21 protein-coding genes are annotated in these 22,541 nt (G+C 71.9%); 11 read left to right on the top strand and 10 right to left on the bottom strand.

Annotated features, from left to right (window positions below):
• Positions 1-159 precede the first annotated feature (159 nt).
• Both HMPREF0731_RS17635 and HMPREF0731_RS17630 read right to left on the bottom strand, forming a co-directional pair.
• Positions 160-1,254: a ParB/RepB/Spo0J family partition protein gene (locus HMPREF0731_RS17635; RefSeq protein WP_040613866.1), complete on the bottom strand. Its 1,095-nt coding sequence runs from the start codon at positions 1,252-1,254 to the stop codon at positions 160-162.
• A complete protein-coding gene (locus HMPREF0731_RS17630) occupies positions 1,251-2,408 on the bottom strand; it encodes an AAA family ATPase (RefSeq protein WP_007005544.1) in 1,158 nt (385 codons plus the stop codon). The genes HMPREF0731_RS17635 and HMPREF0731_RS17630 overlap by 4 nt, the downstream gene beginning before the upstream one ends.
• A gap of 255 nt (positions 2,409-2,663) precedes the next feature.
• Between HMPREF0731_RS17630 and HMPREF0731_RS17625 the strand changes: the two genes are divergently transcribed.
• Genes HMPREF0731_RS17625 through HMPREF0731_RS17615 form a run of 3 tightly spaced genes read left to right on the top strand, consistent with a single transcriptional unit; the run spans position 2,664 to position 5,727 of the window.
• Entirely contained in the window at positions 2,664-3,386 is a 723-nt protein-coding gene (locus HMPREF0731_RS17625) for a DUF7168 domain-containing protein (protein ID WP_007005543.1), read from the top strand.
• Positions 3,383-3,826 carry a SprT family zinc-dependent metalloprotease gene (locus HMPREF0731_RS17620; protein WP_007005542.1) on the top strand — a complete coding sequence of 148 codons (444 nt, stop codon included), beginning with the start codon at positions 3,383-3,385 and terminating at the stop codon, positions 3,824-3,826. The genes HMPREF0731_RS17625 and HMPREF0731_RS17620 overlap by 4 nt, the downstream gene beginning before the upstream one ends.
• A complete protein-coding gene (locus HMPREF0731_RS17615; protein WP_007005541.1) occupies positions 3,823-5,727 on the top strand; it encodes an ATP-dependent helicase in 1,905 nt (634 codons plus the stop codon). Before HMPREF0731_RS17620 ends, HMPREF0731_RS17615 begins: the two co-directional genes overlap by 4 nt.
• An 83-nt stretch (positions 5,728-5,810) precedes the next feature.
• Here HMPREF0731_RS17615 and HMPREF0731_RS17610 read toward each other — a convergent pair whose 3' ends face one another.
• The gene (locus HMPREF0731_RS17610) at positions 5,811-8,231 is read right to left on the bottom strand and encodes a recombinase (RefSeq protein WP_007005540.1); all 2,421 of its coding nucleotides are present in this window, start codon (positions 8,229-8,231) and stop codon (positions 5,811-5,813) included.
• 109 nt (positions 8,232-8,340) lie between these two features.
• Positions 8,341-8,472: a hypothetical protein gene (locus HMPREF0731_RS26385; RefSeq protein ID WP_007005539.1), complete on the bottom strand. Its 132-nt coding sequence runs from the start codon at positions 8,470-8,472 to the stop codon at positions 8,341-8,343.
• Positions 8,473-8,609: 137 nt separating this feature from the next.
• On the opposite strand from HMPREF0731_RS26385, the gene HMPREF0731_RS17605 reads away from it, so the two are divergent.
• From HMPREF0731_RS17605 to HMPREF0731_RS17580, 6 genes are all read left to right on the top strand, one after another.
• Positions 8,610-9,098: an Lrp/AsnC family transcriptional regulator gene (locus HMPREF0731_RS17605; RefSeq protein WP_007005538.1), complete on the top strand. Its 489-nt coding sequence runs from the start codon at positions 8,610-8,612 to the stop codon at positions 9,096-9,098.
• A 264-nt stretch (positions 9,099-9,362) separates the two neighbouring features.
• Positions 9,363-10,205, top strand: a complete 843-nt coding sequence (locus HMPREF0731_RS17600; protein WP_007005537.1) for an ABC transporter permease — start codon at positions 9,363-9,365, stop codon at positions 10,203-10,205.
• Between the two features lie 5 nt (positions 10,206-10,210).
• The gene (locus HMPREF0731_RS17595) at positions 10,211-10,939 is read left to right on the top strand and encodes an ABC transporter ATP-binding protein (RefSeq protein ID WP_007005536.1); all 729 of its coding nucleotides are present in this window, start codon (positions 10,211-10,213) and stop codon (positions 10,937-10,939) included.
• Entirely contained in the window at positions 10,936-12,084 is a 1,149-nt protein-coding gene (locus HMPREF0731_RS17590; protein ID WP_007005535.1) for an acyl-CoA dehydrogenase family protein, read from the top strand. Before HMPREF0731_RS17595 ends, HMPREF0731_RS17590 begins: the two co-directional genes overlap by 4 nt.
• A gap of 10 nt (positions 12,085-12,094) precedes the next feature.
• Positions 12,095-13,195, top strand: coding sequence for an LLM class flavin-dependent oxidoreductase (locus HMPREF0731_RS17585; RefSeq protein WP_040613865.1), 1,101 nt, complete (start codon positions 12,095-12,097; stop codon positions 13,193-13,195).
• A complete protein-coding gene (locus HMPREF0731_RS17580) occupies positions 13,192-14,142 on the top strand; it encodes an ABC transporter substrate-binding protein (protein WP_007005533.1) in 951 nt (316 codons plus the stop codon). The genes HMPREF0731_RS17585 and HMPREF0731_RS17580 overlap by 4 nt, the downstream gene beginning before the upstream one ends.
• 67 nt (positions 14,143-14,209) lie before the next feature.
• Here the strand turns inward: HMPREF0731_RS17580 and HMPREF0731_RS17575 are convergent, their stop codons facing one another.
• From HMPREF0731_RS17575 to pehA, 6 genes are read right to left on the bottom strand one after another with little or no spacing between them, the layout of a single operon-like run.
• Positions 14,210-15,100: an ABC transporter permease gene (locus HMPREF0731_RS17575; protein ID WP_040613864.1), complete on the bottom strand. Its 891-nt coding sequence runs from the start codon at positions 15,098-15,100 to the stop codon at positions 14,210-14,212.
• 1 nt (position 15,101) lies between these two features.
• Positions 15,102-16,034 (bottom strand): ABC transporter permease, encoded by a 933-nt coding sequence (locus HMPREF0731_RS17570; protein WP_007005531.1) that lies wholly within the window; start codon positions 16,032-16,034, stop codon positions 15,102-15,104.
• Positions 16,035-16,037: 3 nt separating this feature from the next.
• Positions 16,038-17,039 carry an ABC transporter ATP-binding protein gene (locus HMPREF0731_RS17565; RefSeq protein ID WP_007005530.1) on the bottom strand — a complete coding sequence of 334 codons (1,002 nt, stop codon included), beginning with the start codon at positions 17,037-17,039 and terminating at the stop codon, positions 16,038-16,040.
• Entirely contained in the window at positions 17,036-18,031 is a 996-nt protein-coding gene (locus HMPREF0731_RS17560) for an ABC transporter ATP-binding protein (RefSeq protein WP_007005529.1), read from the bottom strand. Before HMPREF0731_RS17560 ends, HMPREF0731_RS17565 begins: the two co-directional genes overlap by 4 nt.
• 2 nt (positions 18,032-18,033) lie before the next feature.
• A complete protein-coding gene (locus HMPREF0731_RS17555; protein WP_007005528.1) occupies positions 18,034-19,671 on the bottom strand; it encodes an ABC transporter substrate-binding protein in 1,638 nt (545 codons plus the stop codon).
• Positions 19,668-21,200 carry a phosphoric/sulfuric ester hydrolase PehA gene (pehA, locus tag HMPREF0731_RS17550; RefSeq protein WP_007005527.1) on the bottom strand — a complete coding sequence of 511 codons (1,533 nt, stop codon included), beginning with the start codon at positions 21,198-21,200 and terminating at the stop codon, positions 19,668-19,670. Before pehA ends, HMPREF0731_RS17555 begins: the two co-directional genes overlap by 4 nt.
• 188 nt (positions 21,201-21,388) lie before the next feature.
• Here pehA and HMPREF0731_RS17545 point away from each other — a divergent pair, with 188 nt between their 5' ends.
• Together HMPREF0731_RS17545 and HMPREF0731_RS17540 are read left to right on the top strand one after the other, a co-directional pair.
• Positions 21,389-21,892, top strand: a complete 504-nt coding sequence (locus HMPREF0731_RS17545; RefSeq protein WP_007005526.1) for a cupin domain-containing protein — start codon at positions 21,389-21,391, stop codon at positions 21,890-21,892.
• 56 nt (positions 21,893-21,948) lie between these two features.
• The coding region (locus HMPREF0731_RS17540) for a 1-phosphofructokinase family hexose kinase (protein ID WP_007005525.1) at positions 21,949-22,541 on the top strand (593 nt) is incomplete at its 3' end.

The raw sequence follows: 22,541 nt of genomic DNA, 5'->3' as shown, positions 1-22,541 counted from the left end.
GCCGCCGCCGGGTGGTGAGGCGGGACGCTGTACTGGCAGCGCCCGCCTTTTTTCTTGTCCGGGCCGAAAACGCTGCCTGGGAAGGTTGCGGCTTACGCGGGCGCGATGTGAACCTTGCAAGCGGCCGCCCGCCTGCCGGATGGCAAGGTTCACACCATTTCAGTGGGCCTTGGCGCGGCGCAGCAGTTCCGGCAGCGCCTCGACCATTTGCTGCACCGCCTCGTCGCTCAGCGAGGTGGCGAAGCGGAACACCCATTGCCCGCCATTGCGTGTGAGGGTTCCCAGCCGCTGCCCCTCATGCACGATGTGCCGCCGCTCGGACGCCACGGCCGGGCCGGCGCTGGGCCGCGCCTCGCGCCCCTCGGCGGCGCGCATCAGCAGGGCGATCTGCGCCTCGGGCTCCGCTTCCCCCGCCCGGCGCTGGCCATCCAGCGCGGCCAGGATGCGCGGCAGCGCGGCCGCATCGGCCTCCACCGCCTCCATCACCCGGCGCGCGCGCAGCATGGCCAGCCGCCTGGGCTCGCGCAGCCGCTCGATGATCTCCGTCGGGAACCTTGCCAGCCGCAGATAGAGGCTGAAGGTCGAGGGATCGATGCCGAACTGCGCCGCGATGTCGCGCCCCGGCCCGGGCAGCCGCGCCCGCACCTCGGCGAACCAGCGCGCCCGCTCCAGCGCCGAGATGTCCTCGCGCCGCTCATTCTCCGAGAACTGCACCCGCAGCATGGCCGCATCGTCCAGCGCCCGGATGCGCGCCAGCACCGGCTGGCCGAGCCGCCGGCAGGCTTCCAGCCGCCGCCGCCCGGCGGCGATCTCGAAGCGCCCGCCCTCGCGCCGGCGCAGCGTGATGGCGTCGTTCTGGCCGTTGGCGCGGATATCCTCCAGCAGTTCCTCGAACTCGGCGCCATCGAAGGCGCCCGGCAGCCGGTCGCGCGGCAGCGGGTCGTCGATCAGCCCGGGCTCGACGAACAGGAATTCCTCCGCCGCCTCCCCGGCCCGCTCGGCGGCGCCCCTTGCCTGGGCCAGCTGTCGCTCCAGCCCGGCATTTTCCGTGCTGGCACTGGCCAGCGCCGCTTCCAGCCGCGCGATGCGCTCGCGCAGCCCCTCCGCCGCCATGCCGAGCGCCGCCGCCGGGCGGTGCTGCGCCGGCTTCGGCGCCTCGGGCTCGGGGGGCATGGCGGGCTGCGCCGCGGCCTCGGCGGTGCGGTCGCGCACCGCCTGGGCCAGGGCGCCGAAACGCGATCCGGGCGATTTCATGCTCCCCTCCCCCAATGCCGCGAGAGCTCGGCCTCGATCGCGCGGTTCACCGCATTGGCGCTGGCGATGACACGGTTGTAGGCGGCGCGGTCGGTGCTCGGCTCGTATTCGTAGAGCGTCTCCTTGCCGAAGCCCGCCGTGCCCATGATGCGCGAATGCAGGAAGGGCTCGGGCAGCACGCGGTCGCCGAAGCGCTCGCGCAGCAGCCCCAGCAGCGCCTCCTGGCTGCGGTCGGTCGGGTCGTAGGCGGTGACCAGGATGCGCGCGAAGGCGAAATCCAGCCCATGCCCGAAGGCGGCGCGATACTCCGCCGTGTAGCCCGCCAGATGCGCGAAGAACTCGGCGGTGGAGGCCAGGTCGGTCATGGTGGCGCGGGTCGGGATGACGAGGCCGGTCGCCGCGTGCAGCGCCGCCGTCATCAGCATGTTCACATCGGGCCGTGTGTCGACCACCGCCACGTCGTAGCGCGGCGCGACGGCGGCCAGAAACGCCGCCAGCTCGTCGAAATAGAGGATTTCCTCAGGTTCGCCATTGGCGGCGCGGCGGGCCAGCGCCTCCTCCGCCTCGGCCAGGGCGGCACCGGCCGGCAGCAGGTCGATATTCGGCCAGTAGCTGGGCTGGCACAGGCGCTGCGCCAGCTCCGGCGCCGCGTCCGGCCCGCGCGCCACCCAGGCGGTGAAGCAGTTGGCCGCCCCGACCTCCCTGGCCGGGTCCAGGCCGAACTGCGCCGTGCTGCTGGCCTGGCTGTCGAGGTCGACCAGCAGCACGCGATAACCCTGCAACGCCAGGTGCTGGGCGAAATGCACGCTGCTGGTGGTCTTGGCCGAGCCGCCCTTGAAATTGGTGAAGACGACGCTGGCCAGCGCCTCGCCCTTCGCCGCGTCTCGCCTCGGCATGCGGCCCAGGCGCTCGCGCGCGGCCTGCAACTCGGCGAAGTCGAGCCGGGCGCGTGGCGCGATGCCACGCCCCTCCGGCGCCAGTCCGGCGGCCTGCCGCAACTGCCGCGGCGTGACGCCGAGCAGCGCCGCGGCCTCCTGCACCGAGAAGCTGCGCAGGCGCTTGCGCTTCTCCGGCGCGTTCTCCACCTCGATGGCGGTGCGCTGCGCGGCGCGCAGCACCTCGGCGATCTGCCGGAAACTCTCGGCCTGGTCCATCGACTCCTCCGGCGCACGGAGCTTTCTGCATAGAGGGAGCGCCGCGCGCCGCCAAGCTTGCCGGTGGCCAGAGGGTCTCCTTTGGAAATGAGTGTGGCTTGGATGCATCCAATTGGCTGGGCGACGGACGCCACTGCCACGCCTCGCCCAAGATTGGATGCATCCAATCCGCTGTCTTGGATGCATCCAGGCCTCGCCCCGCTGCCGCGCCCGCCGCACCATGCTATAGGGCGCCGCAGCAGCAGGGGGCAGCGCATGCAGCAGGCGGAGGAACTGGCCAAGGTCAAGGCCCGCATCAAGGCGCTGACCGAGAAGACCGTCTCCAATGGCTGCACCGAGGCCGAGGCCATGGCCGCCGCCGAGATGGTCGGCCGCCTGCTGGAACGCTACGCGCTGAGCATGGAGGAGATCGACATCCGCCGCGCCCGCTGCGTTCAGGTGGAGATCCCGCTGCGCGGCAGGCAGCGCCGCCCGATCGATGGCTGCGTGCCCGCCATCGCCCGCTTCTGCGACTGCAAGGTCTGGCTCTCCCGCGACGAGGCCGGCGGCCGCTATATCTTCTTCGGCTTCGAGGAGGACACGGCGCTGGCCGCCTATCTCTTCGCCATCGTCGAGCGCGGCATGGCCACCGAGCTGCAGCGCTTCCGCGCTGAACAGCCACAGCTTCGGGCCACGCGTTTGCGACTGGCCTCCACCTCCTACCAGCAGGGCATGGCCAGCCGCATCGCGGAGCGGCTGGAGACCATGCTGGCCCAGCGCGAGGCCGAGGTCGCCAGCCAGCGCAGCACTGGCACTGCCCTGATCCTGGTGAAGCATCGGGTGGTCGAGGATGCTTTCAAGGAAACCTCCATTCGTCTGGTCGGCGCCCGCCGCGCCCGGTTGCGGGCGAATGGTGCCTACCGCCAGGGCTACGCCGCCGGCGACCGCGTCAACCTGAACCGCCCGGTGCGCGGGGCAGGGCAGGGGGCCATCGAATGAGCCCGCCCGACCGCCAGCGCCAGCGTGTCTATGATTGGGAGGACCGCGTGGTCGCCCCGCTGGCTGGCCCCGCCACCATCGATTTTGCCGCCGCCCAGGGCATGGTCGATGCGATCTGGGCCGAGCTCGGCTTGCGCTACCCGCCCCGCGTCGAGCCTCTGCCGCCCCAGGCCCGCCGCCGTATCGCCGATGCCGACCGGCTGCGCCTGCGCCTGCCGCCGCGCTGCCCCGCCTGGGTGCTGCTGCACGAACTCGCCCATGCGCTGAGCAGCACGGCCGAGGGCCGCTCCGACGGCCATGGTCCGCTCTTCATGGGCCTCTATCTGCAATTGCTGACCCGCTATCTCCGCCTGCCGGAGGACACGCTCCTGGCCAGCTTGGCGGAGGCCGGCATCGCCCTGCGGCGCGATGCCCGCCCGCTCTTCCTGGACGCGGCATGAGCGAGGCGCATCTCGATGGCCTGAACCCGGCCCAGCGCGCCGCCGTGCTGGCCGAGGCGCCGGTGCTGGTCCTGGCCGGCGCCGGCTCCGGCAAGACCGAGACGCTGACCCGCCGCGTCGCCGACCTCATCCTCCGCCGCGGCGAGGCGCCGGACCGGCTGCTCTGCATCACCTTCACCACCAAGGCCGCGGCCGAAATGCGCACGCGCCTTGCCGCCCGGCTGGGGCCGGATGCCGTGCCGCGCTGGGTCGGCACCTTCCACGCCGTCATGGCGCGGCTGCTGGTGGAGCAGGGCGGCGGCGTGCCCGGCCTGCCGCCCGGCTTCGCCATCCTCTCGGCCGCCGAGGCCCGCGCCACGCTGATGCAGCTCGCAGGCTCCAGCGACGCCCAGGAAGGCGCGACACTGGCGGAAATCGTCTCGCTGATGAAGGGCCGCCTGGCTCGCACTCCGCACGGCCCGGCCTTCGCCCGCTTCGAACCCGCGCTGCTCGCCCAGGCCGCGGCCCTGCTGCCGGACTACCAGCAGGCCCTCGCTGCCCGCGGCGCCGTGGATTTCGACGATCTCATCGCCCTTCCGGTGCGCGCCATGCAGGAGGATCCGGCGCTCGCCGCCCGCTGGGCCTCCCGCTGGTCGGAGATCCTGGTCGACGAATACCAGGACACCAATGTCGCCCAGCACCGCCTGGTGCAGCTCCTGGCCCGGCCGCACAGCCGCGTCTTCGCCGTCGGCGACGACACCCAATCCATCTATGGCTGGCGTGGGGCGGAGGTGGCGCAGCTGCGCAACTTCAACCGCTTCTACCCCACCGCGCCGGAGCCGCTGCGGCTCGAGGTCAATTACCGCTCCACCCGCCGCATCCTGCTGGCCGCCAATGCCGTGGCCGCGCAGGACCGCCAGGCGCTGCGCAAGACCCTGCGCCCGGCCGAGGCCCAGGCGCCCGCCGGCCCGCCCATCATCCTCTCCCCCGCCGATACGGCGGAGGAGGAAGGCCAGGCCGCCGCCGCCCGCATCGCCACCCTGCGCCGCGCTTCCCCTGACCGGCCCTGGTCGGACCACGCCGTGCTGCTGCGCGCCGGCTTCCTGGCCGAGCCGATCCTGGCCGCCCTGCGCCAGGCCGGCATCCCGGCGCGGCAGCTCGGCGAGCGCGAGCCCGACCCGCCGCGCGAGATCCTCGCCGCCCAGGCCTGGCTGCGCCTCGGCCTCTCCTTCCGCGACGGGGAGTGGGACGCCACGGCCGACGACGCCTTCCGCCGCGCCTGCGCCTATCCGAAGCGCGGCATCTCCGGCGCCCTCTTCGCCCGGCTTCGCGAGCACGCGGCAGGGCAGGGGAGGGCACTCGCCGCCGCCGTGCCCGATCTGCCGGCGACGCCCGAGGAACGCGCCCTGCTGGAAGGAGTGGTGCAGACCGCCCAATCCATCGCCGGCGACATGGCGAAGCGCCGGCCGCGCCCCGCCGACGCGCTGCAGCTGGCCGCCGCCCGCGCTGGCTTGGCCGTCGGCCTGCGCGAGGCCCCGCCCGCCCTGATCGCCGCCTGGGAAGCCGCCTTCGCCGCCGCCGCCCAGAGCCCGAGCCTGCCCGCCTATCTCGACGCCCTGGCGCTCGGCACCGCCACGGGCGATGGCACGGCGCCCGACGCCGTGCTGCTGATGACCCTGCACCGCGCCAAGGGCCTCGAATTCACCCATGTGCTGATGCCGGGGCTGGAGGAAGGCGTCTTTCCCCACTTCAAGGCCGAGGCCCAGGGCGCGCTGGCCGAGGAACGGCGCCTTTTCTATGTGGGACTGACCCGGGCGAAGCAGAGCCTCTGGCTTAGCTGGGTGAAGCGGCGGCGCGAATGGAATGCGCGGCCGTCGCGCTTCCTCGACGACATTCCCGCGCAGCTCTTTCACGCCGCATAAGAAAAAAGGCCAGGGGAATGAATTCCCCTGGACCCCTTCTTTTTTCTGTCAGGCTGCCGCCGTCTCCCGGCCAGGCGGGACGCCTAGATGGGGCAGACGCCGCTGGCGCATTGCAGATGCGCCCAGTCCACCGCCTCCTGCACCGCCTCATCCGCAATGCCCTCGACGATCGCGGCGAAGCGGCCGGCCGAGACCTCCTCCTCCGGCAGATACTCATAGCCCAGCTCGGCATCCGGCTTGCTCGGCAGCACGGAGCAGCAGCGCACCTTCGGCTGCTCGGCGGCGACGATGGCGCGGAAGGCCGCCAGATCGTGCCGGTTGGTGTAGACCTTCAGCGTGTAGCTGACCTGGTTGCCGCGCTCGGCGCCGATCCAGTGCCGCTCCAGCAGCCGCAGCCACTGGTATTGCTGCTCCGGGCTCGCCTCCGGCGCCGTCACCAGCTTCTCGCCGAGGCCAAGGCGCGAGGCCAACGGCACCGTCGGGAAGCCCACAATGGTCATGCCGGGGAAGCTGCGCAGCTCGCGCAGCGGATAGCCGCGCTTCTGGTAGTCGGCCAGCAGCGGGTCGGAGCCGGTGTGCCACTCGCCCGTCGCGGCATCCCGCGTGCCCTTGAACTGCACCCAGCGCAGATACTGGCGGCGGGCCGGCAGATGCGCGCCCTCGGTCAGCCCGAACAGCTTGCTGGTGGTGCCGGCGGGCTTCACCGTCGTCACCGTCACCGGGCGGGTCATGCCCAGCTGATCGGCATAGACCGCCGCCTCATGCTTGGCGCTCTCCGACAGCCGGCCCAGCATGTCCCAGAACGGGGCGGAACGCGCCTCGTCCAGCAGATCCTCGAAGCCCAGTCCGAAGCGCATCCAGGCCCATTCATGCAGGCCGGTGGGGCCGATGCCGATGCGGTTGGTGCGCGCCACCTCCTCGGCATAGAGCGCGTCCATCCGGTTGGCGCGGATCAGGAACCGCACGCCGAGGCGCACCGCATCCTCCACCCGCTCATCCCACAGCGCCGCCAGCTCGGGGTCGATCGCGCCCGGCGTCAGCGCCTCCAGCGGCGCGGGGCAGGCCAGCAGCGGCGCGAAATCGGCGATGACGCAATAGCCGCCGGTGACATGCAGCGTGATCTCGCCGCAGGGATTGGTCGTCACCGGGAAGCGCGCGGTCGCGGCGCGGCGCGAGCATTCGGCCAGCAGCCCGGCCGCCGCATCCACCTGGTAGCGGGCGCTGCGGAAATCGCGGCCATCCTCATGCACCGGCTTGGTCCAGGCGCTGCCGGTGCGCTGGTCCTCCAGCAGATCGCCATTGATGAAGCCCGGCTCGCCATTGATGTAGGCGCAGGCGGTGACTTCCTCGAACACCATGCGGGCATGCGCGGTCAGCGGCTCGGACGCGTCGCCCGACTGCACGCGCTGCCAGAATTCGCGGTCCACCATGACGGAGTGGTTCGCGGTCCACAGCCCGCCCTCCGACTTGGCGCGGATGAAGCGGCGGATCGCCGGGTCGCGCCACGACTTCGTCGCCATGCGCGCGGCGCGGCGGGCGCCGCCCACCTGCACCTCGACCGACAGGTGATGGTCCACCAGCAGCGCCTGCTCCCAGGGCTGCAGCGCCTCGGCCGCGCGGTCGCGCGCGCGGGCGGGCTGGATCACATGCAGGCGGATGTTCAGCAGCCCGCGCAGCAGCGAGATCGGGCCGGAGGAGGGGCGCCCCTGCATGCCGCGGATCGGGCTGCCCGCCGGGCGGATCGCCGAGAGGTCGAGCACCAGCACCCGGTCGCGCGCGCCCTGGAAGGCCATCGCCTCCAGCACCTCGATCGCCTTGGCCCAGCCCTCGCGGCTGTCCTCGACCCGGTGCAGCACGGCATTCGCCGGCAGGTTCTCGAGGTCGGCGCGCAGCTCGCTGGCCAGGAAATCATGGATGGCGCGCTCGGAGGCCTCGTCCAGCGCGGCCGCGCCCCAGGGCAGCAGCCCCATCTCGGTGCCGAAGCGGCGCAGCGCCTCGGCATCGCGCGGATAGTCGGCATGGCTGGGGGAGAGGTGCAGCACCAGCTCCGGCGCATCGCCCCATTCGACGGGCGTCAGCGCGTCGTCATAGGCGCGGCCGACGCCGGAGCCGTTCAGCAGCAGGTAGAATTCGGCGAAGGAGGCGATCGCCGTGGCGCAATTGGTGAACACCTCCATGTTGCGCCCGGCCTGGCCGGCATCGCCATGCTGCAGGTGCCGGCCCGAGGTCAGCAGCGCGCCGGTCGCGATGGCGTTGCGCAGCCGCGCCTGCTCCCGCGCCAGCTCCGTGCTGGCCCCCAGCAGACCGATGTTGCCCGCGGCGACCCGGTCGGCGACGCGGCCGAAATCCTCCTGGTCCTCGGGGCGGAACACGGTGCGGCGGCCGACCGCGACCCCCATGCCGAGATCCAGCCGGCGCCCCGGCAGGGGTTTCTCGCCGAAGCCTTCCCCGGGCAGGCGGCCCGTCAGCGGCAACAGGGGGAAAGGCTGGCGATAGCCGTCCATGGGATACGCTCCGGCTTGTCTCGAACTGCCAGAGCGCGAATCGCCGCTGGCCCGACACAAGATATGGTATCCTTTCCGCCTGTCACCCACTCAATATGTGGTTAGCCGATCACGATTTGCGAATCCCTCGCGACTCGTTGCGGCGCTTGAAGACCGCCCTGAACTCGGACCGGTTGAGCAGCAACAGCAGCCCTCCGACCGCCAGCAGCACCAGCAGCGGCACCCCCACGCTCATCCACATCGCCTCGCTCCTTCCCTGGTTGCTGCAGGCAGAACCGGGGGCGGGGAGGGGGGTTGCCACCCGGCCTCCCGGCGCCCCGCCCCTGGCCCTGCCCGGCCAGGCTGCTAGGCTCCGGGCCTCCGGGCAGGGGAGGGGGCATGGACGAGATCGACCGCAGGATCCTGGCGCTGCTGCAGCAGGATGCCACGCTCTCCGTGGCGCAGCTGGCCGACCGGGTGGGGCTGTCCACCACCCCCTGCTGGAAGCGGGTGCAGAAGCTGGAGGCGGGCGGCGTCATCACCGGCCGCGTCGCCCTGGTCTCGCCCGAGGCGGTCGGGCTCGGCCTCTCCGTCTTCGTCGCCATCGAGGCGGGCGACCACAGCCAGGCCTGGATGGAGCGCTTCGCCCAGGCGGTCGCCGCCATGCCGGAGGTGATGGAGGCCTACCGCATGGCCGGCGAGGTCGACTACATGCTGCGCGTCGCGGTGACCGACATGGCGGCCTATGACCGCTTCTACAAAAGGCTGATCGCCGCGGTGCAGCCGCGCAATGTCACCTCCCGCTTCGCCATGGAGCGGATGAAGCACAGCACCGCCCTGCCGCTGAACAGCCCCGCCTTCCGCGAGCGCGGCGAGGGGCGGGAATAGTTTTCTGTCCTGCCGCGCTGCGCAGCATGGGCGTGCTGCGCCGCCGCCGATCTTTGGGAAACACAACTCTTTCGCTGCTCCCCGCCGCTTCATAGCTTTGGCGGACCATGATGATGCCCGGCCCCCTTGCCCTGCCGCCTGGCACCCGCGCCCCGCCGCGCGGCTGTTGTCGGCGCGCCTGACGCGCCGAGCCCGCCCGGCGGGCTGCCCTCGCCTTCATCGCCCCGTTGCCGCCGGCCCCTCTCCGGGCCGGGAAGGACCAGCATGCCCGACACCCAGGCGGCGATCGCGCCGCGCGCCCTGATCGAGCGACCCGCAACACCGCGCTGGCACAAGCCGCGCCTGGCCCTGCCGCCGAGGCTGCGCCGCTTCCTCTCGCCGCTCGCCCTGGTGCTGCTCTGGCAGGCCGCCAGCATGGCCGGGCTGATCTCGCCGCGCACCTTGGCCGCGCCCAGCACCATCCTGGTCGCCGCCTGGGAGCTGACGCTCTCGGGCGAGCTGCCCGCGCATCTGGCGGTCTCGCTGGGGCGGGTGCTGGCCGGGCTTGGCATCGGGCTCTCGGCCGGCGTCACCCTGGCGCTGATCGCCGGCCTGTCGCGGCTGGGCGAGGAGATCGTCGACGCGCCGATGCAGATGCTGCGCACCCTGCCCTTCCTGGCGCTGGTGCCGCTCTTCATCCTGTGGTTCGGCATTGGCGAGGCGCCGAAGATCGCGCTGGTGGCGCTGGGCGCCGCCTTCCCGGTCTATCTGACGCTGTTCGCCGGCATCCGCGGCGTCGACCCCAAGCTGGCCGAGGCGGGCCGGGTCTTTGGCCTGGACCGGCGCGGCCTGGTGCGCCACGTCATCCTGCCCGGCGCGCTGCCCTCCGCCCTGGTCGGGCTGCGCTACGCGCTCGGCAGCGCCTGGCTCAGCCTGGTGATCGCCGAGCAGATCAATGCCAGCGCCGGCATCGGCTTCCTGATCAATGACGCGCGGGAATTCCTGCGCACCGACATCATCGTGGTCGGCCTGCTGGTCTATGCGCTGCTCGGCCTCGGCGCCGATGCGCTGGTGCGGCGGGTCGAGCGCCGGGCACTGGCCTGGCGGCCCAGCCTGGTGAAGGGGTAAGCCCAATGGCCGATATCGCACCCGCCGCTTCCCCGCTGCGCGTCCGCAACCTGACCCGCTGCTTCGGCGAGAACACCGTGCTGCACGGGCTGGATCTCGATCTGGCGCCGGGCAGCTTCACCGCCCTGCTGGGCCGCAGCGGCTCCGGCAAGAGCACGCTGCTGCGCACCCTGGCGGGCCTCGACCCGGCGCCGGCCGAGGCGGTGCTGGACCTGCCGCGCCCGGTCTCCGTCGTGTTCCAGGAGCCGCGCCTGCTGCCCTGGAAGCAGGTCTGGCAGAATGTCGCCCTCGGCCTCTCCGGCCGTGGCGCGCGCGAGCGCACGGCGGCGGCGCTGCAGGAGGTGGGGCTGGGGCGGCATCTGGAGGCCTTTCCCGCCACCCTCTCCGGCGGCGAGGCGCAGCGCGCCGCTTTGGCCCGCGCCCTGGTGCGAGCGCCGCGGCTGCTGCTGCTGGACGAGCCCTTCGCCGCGCTGGACGCGCTGACGCGGATCCGCATGCACAGCCTGGTGCTGGAGCTGTGGCGCCATCATGGCCCCACCACGCTGATCGTCACCCATGACGTGGACGAGGCGGTGCTGCTGGCGGACCGCGTGCTGGTGCTGGAGGGCGGCCGCATCGCCGCCGACATCGCCGTCGAGCTGCCGCGTCCGCGCCGCCATGCCGATCCTGGCTTCGCCGCGCTGCGCCGGCGGCTGCTGGGCGAGCTCGGCGTCGCGCTGGAGGAAGCGGCATGATCGACGGGCTGATCCTGCACCAGGACCCGGTCGCCGCCCTGGTGCGCGGCTTCGCCGAGGGCGCCGCCGCGCATGACCGCGCCGGCAGCTTCCCGCACGAGAATTTTTTCAGGTTGCACCAGGCGGGGCTGCTCGGGCTGACCGCGCCGGTGGAGTGGGGCGGGGAGGCGGCGGGGCTGGCGCGCTGCGCCGCGCTGGTCGGCCGCATCGCCGAGGGCTGCCCGGCCACCGCCCTGGTGCTGGCCATGCAGTTCATCCAGCTGCGCCAGGTGACGCGCGACCCCGCCTGGCCCGAGGCGCTGCGGGCCCGGCTGGCGCTGGGCGCCGTCGAGCGGGGCGAGCTGGTCAATGCGCTGCGCGTCGAGCCGGAGCTGGGCACCCCGGCGCGCGGCGGGCTGCCGGCGACGATCCTGCGCCGCACGCCTTCGGGCTGGTCGCTCTCGGGGCGCAAGATCTACTCGACCGGCGCGCCGGCGCTGCGCTGGTATCTGGTCTGGGCCCGAACGGATGAAGCCAGCCCGCGCACCGGCACCGTGCTGGTCGATGCCCGCAGCCCCGGCGTGCGCATCGAGGAGAGCTGGGACCAGGCGGGGCTGCGCGCCTCCGGCAGCCATGACGTGGTGTTCGAGGAGGTGGCGCTGCCGCCCGAGGCGGCGCCCGATCTGCGCGCGCCCGCCGACTGGGCGCGGCCGGATGACAGCGCGGCGGCGTGGAACACGCTGCTGATCGCCGCCCTCTACACCGGCGTGGCGCGCGCCGCGCGGGACTGGCTGCTGGGCTTCCTGCATCGCCGGGTGCCGGCCAGCCTCGGCGCGCCGCTGGCCACCCTGCCGCGCATGCAGGAGGCGGTCGGCCGCATCGAGGGGCTGCTGCTGGCCAATCAGCGCCTGATCGCCTCCGCCGCCGCCGCCGAGGATGCCGGCACGCCGCCCTCGGCCACCGAATCCGCCCTGCTGAAGGCGCTGGCCGCCGAGAACGCCATCACAATGGTGCAGGAGGCCGTGGCGCTCTGCGGCAACCATGCGCTGGCGCGCAGCAACCCGCTGGAGCGGCATCTGCGCGACGTGCTCTGCGCCCGCATCCACACCCCGCAACAGGACGCCGCCCATCTGCAGGCCGGGCGCCGCGCGCTCGGGCTTGGCTGAGGAGATTCCCATGTCCCAGGACCTCGAATTCATCGGCATGATCCAGCCGCGCGAGCAGTCGGAGATCCATCCGGCGCGCGGCCCCGCCATCGATCCCGGCTATCTGCGCGATTCCGCCCAGGCGCATGATCGCGGCGGCTTCGACCGCATCCTGATCGGCTGGCACAGCAACGGGCCGGATGGGCTGCAGCTGGCGGCGCATGCCGCCGCCCATACCGAGCGTGTCGGCTTCCTCGTCGCGCACCGCCCCGGCTTCCAGGCGCCGACCACCGCCGCGCGGGCCTTCAACACGCTGGACCAGCTCAGCCATGGCCGCGCCGCCATCCATGTCATCTCCGGCGGCGACGACACCGACCAGGCGCGCGATGGCGACTGGCTGGGCAAGGATGACCGCTACGCCCGCACCGACGAATATCTCGACGTGCTGAAGGCGGTCTGGTCGGCCGAGCGTCCGGTGGACCATGAGGGCGTCTATTACCGCATCCGCGGCGCCTCGCCCGAGGTGCGCTCGGTGCAGGCGCCGCGTATCCCGATCTATTTCGGCGGCGCGTCCGAGGCGGCGCTGCGCGTCGCCGGGCGGCATGCCGATGTCTATGCGCTGTGGGGCGAGACCCAGGCGCAGGTGCGCGAGATCGTGGCGCGGGTGCGCGCCGAGGCGGCGCAGCATGGGCGGGAACTGCGCTTCAGCCTGTCCTTCCGCCCGATCCTGGCCGCGACCGAAAGCGCCGCCTGGGAGAAGGCGGAGCGCATCCTGCACCGTATCCGCGCCGTGCGCGGCCAGGCGGCGCTCGGCCCGAACAGCGCCGCGCCGCAGAATGCCGGCTCGCAGCGCCTGCTGCAGGCCGCCGCGCTGGGCGACCGGCCGGAGGGCCGCCTCTACACCGCCATCGCGCGGGAGACGGGGGCGCGGGGCAACACCACCGCCCTGGTCGGCACGCCGGAGCAGGTGGCGGAGGCGTTCCTGGAGTATCACGCGCTGGGCGTCAGCACCTTCCTGATCCGCGGCTTCGACCCGCTGGAGGATGCGGTGGAATACGGGCAGAGCCTGCTGCCGGCGACGCGCCGGCTGCTGGCCGAGAGGCTGGCCGCCCGCCAGGGCGTGCCGGCATGAGCGCCGTCGTGAAGCGCCGCACGCTGCTGCTGGCGGCGGGGGCGACACTCGCCATGCCGCACCTCCTGCGCGCCCAGGCGCCGCTGCGGGTGGGCGACCAGCGCGGCAATGCGCGGGCGGTGATGCAGGCCGCCGGCGTGCTGGAGGGTGTCGAGGGCCGCTTCGCCTGGAGCGAATTCCCCGCCGCCGCGCCGCTGGTGGAGGCGCTGAATGCGGGGGCCATCGACACGGGGCTGGTGGGGGATGCGCCCTTCACCTTCGGCGCCGCCGCCGGGGTGCCGGCCAAGGCGATCGCGGCCACGCGGCAGAACCAGGATGGGCTGGCCATCCTGGTGCCGAAGGACAGCGCGGTGCGCAGCCTGCAGGATCTGGCGGGCAAGCGCATCGCCACGGGGCGCGGCTCGATCGGGCACCAGCTGGTGCTGGCGGCGCTGGAGGCGGCGAAGCTGCCGGCCGACACGGTGCGGCTGGTCTTCCTGCTGCCGGCCGATGCCAAGGCGGCCTATAGCAGTGGCGCGGTCGAGGCCTGGTCCACCTGGGAACCCTATGTGTCGCAGGAGGAGGTTCTTGCCGGGTCGCGCCGCATCGTCGATGGCAATGGCATCACGCCGGGGCTGAGTTTCCAGGCGGCGCGGGACGATGCGATCGCGTCGCGGCGGCCGGAGCTGGAAGATTTCGTGCGCCGGCTGACGGTCGCGCGCCGCTGGGCCAACGAGAATATCCCGGCCTATGCCAAGAGCTGGTCGGCGCTGATGAATGTGCCGGAGCCGGTGGCCGTGCAGTGGTTCACGCGGGCCCGCACGCGGGTGGTGCCGATCGACGATGCCGTGGTGCGCGACGAGCAGGGCAATATCGATCTGTACAGCCGCGCCGGCCTGGTGCGCCGCCGCATCCAGGCCGAGGACATCCTGGACCGCAGCTTCACCGCGACGATCCAGAGTGCCTAAATGACAGAAAAAGATGATGGGGGCCCGGGGGAAGAATTCCTTCTTCCCCCGGATTCTTTCCTGTTGTTCAGCGCAGCGTCGGATCCAGCCGGTCGCGCAGCCAGTCGCCCAGCAGGCTGACCGACAGGGTGGTCAGCACGATGACGCAGGAGGGCGAGAGCAGGATCCAGGGCGCGCGCGTCAGGTATTCCCGCCCATAGCCCACCATGTTGCCGAGCGAGGTCATGGGCGGCTGCACGCCGAGGCCGAGGAAGGACAGCCCGCTTTCCAGCAGGATGATCTCGGGGAAGGCCAGCGTCATGGAGACGATCAGCGTCGCCGCGATGTTGGGCAGGACGTGGCGGGCATAGACCCGCCAGGGCGAGGCGCCGAGCTGCTGCACCGCCGCCGCATAGCCCTGCGCGCCGGCACTGATGGCCAGGCCACGGGCGATGCGGGCGTAGCGTTCCCAGCCATGCAGGCCGAGCAGGCAGACGAACAGCACCAGCGAATTGCCGAAGAAGGCCAGCACCGACAGCGCCAGGATCATGAAGGGCATGGCGGCCTGGAAATCGACCAGGGCGAGCACCGCCTGTTCCACCAGCCCGCGGAAATGCGCGGCGAGGAAGCCCAGCACCACGCCCAGCACGGCGGCGATGATGGCGGCGCCGAAGGCGATCAGCAGCGACATGCGGATCGACCAGATCAGCCGGCTGAGCACGTCGCGGCCGAGCTCGTCGGTGCCGAGCGGGTGCGCCCAGCTGCCGCCCATGAAGACTGGCGGTGAGAGGCGGCTGCGCAGATCGAGGGCGGTGATGGAATAGGGCGTGATCCAGTCGGCCAGCAGGGCGATGGCCAGCATCAGCAGGATCCAGCCGAGCGCGAAGATCACCAGGGGCGGCAGGCCCTGGCCTTTGCGCTTCGGGGCGGCGATGGGGGTGGCCGGCAGCTCGGCGGGCCGTTCGGCGGTGGCCGACATGTCAGGCGCCTCCCTTGGCGGCGGAGCGCAGGCGCGGGTCGAGCACGCCATAGAGCAGATCGACCACGAGGTTGGAGACGATCATGGTCGCGGCCACCAGCAGCAGGATGCATTGCACGACGGCCAGGTCGCGATTGGCGACGGCCACCACCAGCAGCCGGCCCACGCCGGGCCAGGAGAAGACGCTTTCCACCACCACGGCGCCGGCCAGCACGCTGCCGATCATGAAGCCGATGATGGTGACGGTGGGGATGGCGGCGTTGGGCAGGGCATGGCGGCGCACCGCCGCGTGCCAGGGCACTCCCTTGGCGAGTGCGGTGCGCATATAGGGCTGGCCCAGCACCTCCAGCATGGCGGAGCGGGTGAAGCGCGCCAGCACCGCGGCGCCGCCGAAGCCCATGGTGATGATGGGCAGGATGGCGTGGCGCCAGCTATCCTGCCCGCCCGAGGGCAGCCAGCCCAGCTGCACGGCGAAGAGCAGCACCAGCAGCAGGCCGAGCACGAAGGAGGGCACGGTGAAGCCGGCGACCGCCAGCAGCATCACCGCGCGGTCGATCGCCGAATTGCGGTGCAGGGCGGCATAGATTCCGGCTGGCACGCCGAGGCCGATCTTGATGATCAGCGCCGGCAGGGTGAGGGCCAGCGTCGCCGGGATCCGCTCGGCCACCAGGCTGATGGCGCTGCGGCCGCTGCGCATCGACATGCCGAGATCGCCCTGCAGGATGGCGGTGAAGTAGCGCAGATACTGCACCCAGATCGGGTCATCGAGGCCCCAGGCGCGGCGGAAGGCGGCGATGGCCTCGGGCGGCGCGTCGGCCGACATGATCAGCAGCGCCGGGTCGCCGGAGAGGCGCAGCACGACAAAGGCGAAGCTGACCACCAGCACCAGCGTCAGCAGCGCGCGGGAGAGGCGGAGGCCGAGGAAACGCAGCATGGCTCAGGCCGCCTTCTGGATCGGGGTGGACAGGCCGGTGCCGGGCGCCATCTCGCCCTGCGCCACATGGCAGGCGACCAGGCGGCCATCGGCGCGCGGCTTCAGCGCTGGGCTCTCGGCGGCGCAGCGCGGCCCGGCCACCGGGCAGCGCGGATGGAAGGCGCAGCCGGCGGGGCGCGAGGCCGGGTTGGGCGGGTCGCCCTGCAGCACGATGCGCCGTCCCCGCCGCGAGGGATCCGGAATGGCCGAGACCAGGGCCTGGGCGTAAGGGTGGGCCGGGTCGTGCAGCACCGCATCCGGCTCGCCTTCCTCGACGATGCGGCCGAGATACATCACTGCGACGCGGTGGCTCATCTGCCGCACGGCGCGCAGGTCGTGGCTGATGAAGAGCAGGGAGACGCCGCGGCTCTCCTGGATCTCGGAGAGCAGGTTCATCACCTGCGCCTGGATGGAGACGTCGAGCGCGCTGATCGGCTCGTCGCAGACCAGCAGCGCGGGATCGGTGGCCAGGGCACGCGCCAGCACGGCACGCTGGCGCTGGCCGCCGGAGAGCTCATGCGGATAGCGATCGGCCTGGTCGGGGCGCAGGCCGACGCCGCGCAGCAGCTCCGCCACGCGGTCCGGCCCGGCGGGGAGGTTGTGGATCGCCAGCGGCTCGGCCACCTGGGCGCCGATGGTCAGGCGGCGGTCCAGCGCGCCCAGCGGGTCCTGATAGACCATCTGCATGCGCGCGCGCTGCGCCCGCCAGGGGCGGCTGCCGGGGGCCGGCATCGGCGCGCCCTCGAAGCGCACGCTGCCTTCGTCGGGCGTCTCCAGCCCCAGCACCATGCGGCCGGTGGTGGATTTGCCGCAGCCGGATTCACCGACCAGGCCCAGGGTGCGGCCGCGCTCCAGGGTGAGGGAGACACCATCGACGGCGCGCAATTCGACGCTGTGGCCGAGCCAGCCGCGCCGCTGGTGGTAGCGGCGCACCAGGCCCTCGGCCTGCAACAGGGGGGCGGTCATGCCGGCAAAAGCTCCGGGCGGGGGGCGGTGGCCGGCACCGGGCGGCTCGGCTGGAAACAGGCGGCGCGGTGATGCGGGGCGAGGTCCTCCAGCGCCGGGGTCGCGGCCTCGCAGGCGGCGCTGGCGCGCGGGCAGCGGGGGGCAAAGGCGCAGCCCGGCGGCATGGCCCAGGGTTCCGGCACGCCGCCCGGAATGGCGGCGAGTTTCCGGCGCGGCCCGTGCATCGGCGGCAAGGCCGAGAGCAGGCCCTGGGCGTAGGGGTGGGCCGGCTGCGCGAACAGCGTCTCGGCCCGCGTCTCCTCGACGATGCGGCCGGCATACATGACGCAGACCCGCTCGCAGGTCTCGGCGACGACGCCGAGATCGTGGCTGACGAGGACCAGCGCCATGCCGGTGTCGCGGCGGATTTCTGCCAGCAGCTCGAGGATCTGCGCCTGGATGGTGACGTCGAGCGCGGTGGTGGGCTCGTCGGCCACCAGCAGCTCCGGCTGGCCGGCCAGCGCCATGGCGATCATCACGCGCTGGTTCTGCCCGCCGGACAGTTCATGCGGATAGGCCTCCAGCCGCCGCTGCGCATCCGGCATGCCGACGCGGTCCAGCAGGCGCCGCGCCTCCTCGCGCGCGGCGGCGCCGGTCAGGCCGCGATGCAGCGCCAGCGCCTCGGTGATCTGGCGGCCGATGCGGTGCACCGGGTTCAGGCTGCTGGCCGGGTCCTGGAAGATCATGGCGATGCGCCCGCCGCGCACCGCATCCAGCCGGGCCGGGGGGGCGCCGAGCAGCTCCTCCCCCCCCAGCGTCACGCTGCCGGTGACCCTGGCCTTGCCGGGCAGCAAGCCGAGCGCCGCCAGCCAGGTGACCGACTTGCCGCAGCCGGATTCGCCCACCAGCGCCAGGCTCTCGCCCGGGCGGATGGCCAGATCCACGCCGCGCAGCGCCGGCACGCCGTCGAAGGCGACGCGCAGGTCGCGCAGCTCGACCAGGGTCTCCGTCATGCTCAGCCCTTCCAGTTGTTCGCGCGGAACTCCATGGCGAAGGCGGGGGCCGCCTTCCACGGCGTGCCGCGGCGCATCGCGGTGAAGGTCGCGTTCTGGTGCAGCACGGTGTAGGCGGGATCCTCGCGCTCGCAGATCTCCAGCATGCGGCGGAAGGCCTGCTTGCGGCGGGCACGGTCGGTCGAGGTCTCCAGCTCCACCGAGAGGCGGTTCATCTCCTCATTGCTCCATTCGCCCACCTGCTGCTGCTGGCCGTTCGGCCCGTGCTGGTTGACGATGGAGGAGACGGGGTCGTTGAAGGGCGCGCTGTTCGACCAGTCGCGCACCGCCCGGCCCGGCTCGCGGGAGAGGATCTGCGACCAGTTCTCCTTCATCTCGATCTGCACGTTCAGGCCGACCTGCTTCCACATCTCGACCAGGATCTGCGCCGTCGGCGTCTGGTTGGTGTAGTAGTTGTTCAGCAGGCGGTAGGGGATCGGGTCGCCCTTGTAGTTCGCCTCGCGCAGCAGGCGGCGCGCCTCCGCCGGGTCATATTTCGGCACGTCCCAGTCGCTGACGAACATGTCGCCATAGTAGTCCCATTGCAGCCCCTTCGGCACGACGGTGCGGCCGGCCCAGAGGCTCTCCACGATCGCCTGGCGGTCGATGGCGTGGGTGAAGGCGCGGCGCACGCGCGGATCGACCAGCTGCGGGTGGTTCTTGTCGAAGCAGGTCAGGCGGTGGTTCAGGATGGTGCCGCCCTGCACCTCGTAGCGGCGGTCGCGCTCGATATCAGCGATCTGGTCGGGCGGGATGTCGCAGGCAAACTGCACCTCGCCCGAGCGCAGCATGTTGATGCGCGCCGAGACCTCCGGCACCTCGATGAACCGGATCTCTTTCAGCGGCGGGCGGCCGCCCCAGTATTCGTCATGCGCCACCAGGCGCAGCGACTGGTCGGGGCGGAATTCGGCCACCTTGTAGGGGCCGGTCAGGATCGGCTTGCGCGCCCAGTCGAACCAGGTCTCGGCCTCGATATAGCCGCGCTTGCTGATGATCTGCGCGCCGTAGCGGGAGAGGCGGCCCTCCAGCGTCACATCCGGCGTCGCATTGTGGAAGCGCACCGTGTAGCGGTCGACGATCTCGACGCGCTCCAGCGCCGGGAAGGAGCGGCGGGCCACCGCCGGCACCTCGGGCGGCAGGTCGCGGCCGGCGCGGGTCGGGATGCGCTCGCCGCTGATCTGGATGGTGCGGCCCTGGGCGGTGGGCGCGGTGTCGCCGAACATGCGCTCCGGGCCGAAGGTGAAGGCCACGTCCTCGGCCGTCATCTCGTCGCCATTGTGGAACTTCACGCCCTGGCGCAGCGTCATCTCAATGGCGCTGTCGCTGAGCCGGCGCCAGGAGGTCGCCAGCTCCGGCACCGCCTTCAGCCCGCCCAGCCAGTCGCGGCCGATCAGCCCTTCCCAAAGGGAGGAGAACAGCACGCGCTCCCCGACATTGGACTGCTCGCGCAGCACTTCGAGCGTGTTGGAGTTGCTGACCTTCTGCACCGCGATGGTGATGGACGGCCGGTTGTCGGCCTGCGCGATGGCGAAGCGGGGCAGGGCGGCGGCGCCCAGCGCCCCACCGGCGCCGAGCAGCAGGGAACGGCGGTTGGCAATCATCGGCTGCGCTCCTCAAGGCCACCGGGGGTGGCGCGGAAATGGGTCAGGGTGCGTTCGGCATGGCGCATGCGGTGCGACAGCGCCTTCTGCGCGTAGCGCGCCAGCACCTCGGCATAAGCCGGGTCCTGCGCCAGGTTCTCGAACTGGTTGGGATCGCGCCGCAGGTCGAAGAGCAGCGCCGGCAGGCCGGAGAAATGGACGTATTTCCAGTCCTCATCCTGCACGACGCAGAGCGAGGCATCGTCCATGCCGAGGCCGAGCGCGGTCTCCGGCTGCGAATAGTGGATGTCGCGGAAATCGTACTCGTAGAAGAGATGCTCGCGCCAATCGGCGGGTTTTTCACCCTCCACCAGCGGCAGGACGGAGCGGCCGTCGCAGGCGCGCGGCGCCTCGCCGCCCAGCCATTCCAGGATGGTTGGCAGCACATCGACGCTTTCGGTGAAGGCGCTCTCGATCCGCCCGGCGCCCTCGCGCCGCTCCGGGTCCTTCACCACCAGCGGGATGCGGAAGCTCTCGTCATGATAGCCGATCTTGCCGAGCAGGTAGTGGTCGCCGAGCTGCTCGCCATGGTCGGAGGTGAAGATGATCAGCGTGTCATCCCACTGCCCGGTCTGGTCGAGATGCTCGAAGACCTTTCCCAGCGCGTCATCGACCTCGGTGATCAGGCCGGAATAGGTGGCGCGCATCTGGCGGATGGCGGCCTCGTCCATCTCGGTCGCGGCCCCGCCGGCGCCGTGGAAGAAGGAGCCCTGGCTGATGCCGCGCAGATAGAAGTCCAGCAGCGGGTGCTGCGCCGCCTCCTCCTGCCAGCTCGGGCGGCGCTGGATCGCCGGCATCTCGGCCGGCGAATACATCGTGTTGTAGGGCTCGGAGGCGATGAAGGGCGGGTGCGGCCGCCAATAGCCCAGATGCAGGAACCATGGCTTGTCGCCCTTGCCCTTCAGGTAGGTCAGGGCGCGCTCGGTGAAATAGGCGGTGTCCGACAGCTCGGACGGGATGCGGCTGGGGCGGTCGGTGGCACCGGGCACCGAATCCTCGCCCTCCGGCAGCCAGATGTTCTCTCGCTTCTCCGGCAGTGCGTAGCCCTTCTGGGCCAGCCAGCCGAAATACCCGTCCATGCTGGGCTCGAAGGCGCCGACGGCGCGGAAACCCTCCATCAGGTCGCCCAGCGTGGTGAAGCGCGGGTCGCGGGCGGAGGTGGTGCGCGGATCGGGCGTCGAGGTGGTGTAGCCGATCAGCGCCGGGTCATAGCCGATCTGCCGCAGCGCCTTGCCGAGGTTCATGTGGCGCGCATCCAGCGGCACGGTGTTCTGCACCGCCCGGTGGTTCATCAGGTAGAGGCCGGTCAGCAGGCTGGCCCGCGCCGGGCCGCAGGGCACGGTGGTGGTGACGTGGTTGCGGAAGGTCACGCCCTCGCGGCACAGCCGGTCCAGATTCGGCGTGCGCAGGAAACCGGCGCCCAGGGCGGGGACGAAATCGGCCCGCCATTGATCGACAACGATGAGAAGAACATTCTTGCGGCGCGCCATGATCAGCCTTGTCCGGGTGGCGGGAATGGCGCGACCGCTTAGACCCGCGGCAGGACAGGGCGATGACGGTCCGGTTGCGTTCGCGTGACACCAGCAGCGGAACCGGTGCCTGGGGCCGCCGCGCTTGACGAATGCACGCGCGGCGTTGACACAATAAGAGATTGCACGAAGCCAGGGGGAGAATTGCCATGCCGCATGACGGCCACCACCACGAGACGCTGCCGCCCTCCATCCCGGAGGATGGCTGGAAGCACAGCGGCGTGCGGGTCATCCCGGCCGGCAGCCTGGACACCAACACCGCCAGCACCCCCGGCATGAACCGCGCCGCGGCGATCAACGCCGCCCGCGTCGGCGCGCAGAAGATCTGGGCTGGCACGGTTCACATCCACGCCAATGCCAAGACCGGCGCGCACCATCACGGCCCTCTGGAGAGCGTGATCTACGTGGTCAAGGGCCGCGCCCGCATGCGCTGGGGCGAGAAGCTGGAATATGTGGCCGAGGCCGGGCCGGGCGACTTCATCTATGTGCCGCCCTATGTGCCGCACCAGGAGATCAACGCCTCCTCCGACGAGACGCTGGAATGCGTGCTCGTGCGCAGCGACAATGAGGCGGTGGTGGTGAACCTCGATATCGAGCCGGTGGAGAAGCCGGAGGACGTCGCCTGGGTCGACCCGATCCACAAGGCGCCCTGAGGGGCCGGCGCGGTGTTGTGGTTGCCGCGCCCGGCGCGGCGCCACACATTCAGCGCATGACGCCCAAGATCACCACCCTGACCCTGAACCCGACCATCGACCTGGCCTGCGAGGCCCCGGAGGTGCGTCCCGTCCGCAAGATCCGCACCTCCGGCGATCGCGCCGATCCGGGCGGCGGCGGCGTCAATGTCGCCCGCGTGGTGCAGGAGCTGGGCGGCGAGGTCGAGGCGGTGATCCTGGCCGGCGGCGTCACCGGCCACTTCCTCGAGGAACTGCTGGACGAGATCCGCCTGCCCCGGCGCAGCGTGCCGATCGCCGGCCGCACCCGCATCAGCCACACCGTGCTGGACCGCAGCCGTGGCGAGGAGTTCCGCTTCGTGGCCGAGGGCCCGGAGGTGAGCGAGGCCGAATGGCGCGCGGCCCTGGCGGCGCTGGAGAGCCTGCCCGAGGGCAGCTGGCTGGTGGCCAGCGGCAGCCTGCCGCGCGGCGTGCCGGAGGATTTCTATGCCCATGTCGCGGCCATCGCCCAGGCGCGCGGCCTGCGCTGGGTGCTGGACAGTTCCGGCCCGGCCCTGGCCGCCGGCGCCGGCCGCGGCGCCGAACTGATCAAGCCCAGCCAGGGCGAGTTCGAGGCGCTGGTCGGCCGCTC

Source organism: Pseudoroseomonas cervicalis ATCC 49957 (assembly GCF_000164635.1).
Classification (GTDB): Bacteria; Pseudomonadota; Alphaproteobacteria; order Acetobacterales; family Acetobacteraceae; genus Pseudoroseomonas; species Pseudoroseomonas cervicalis.
Note: the sequence above shows the minus strand (reverse complement) of the source record. Positions and strands in the feature narration are given on the sequence as shown.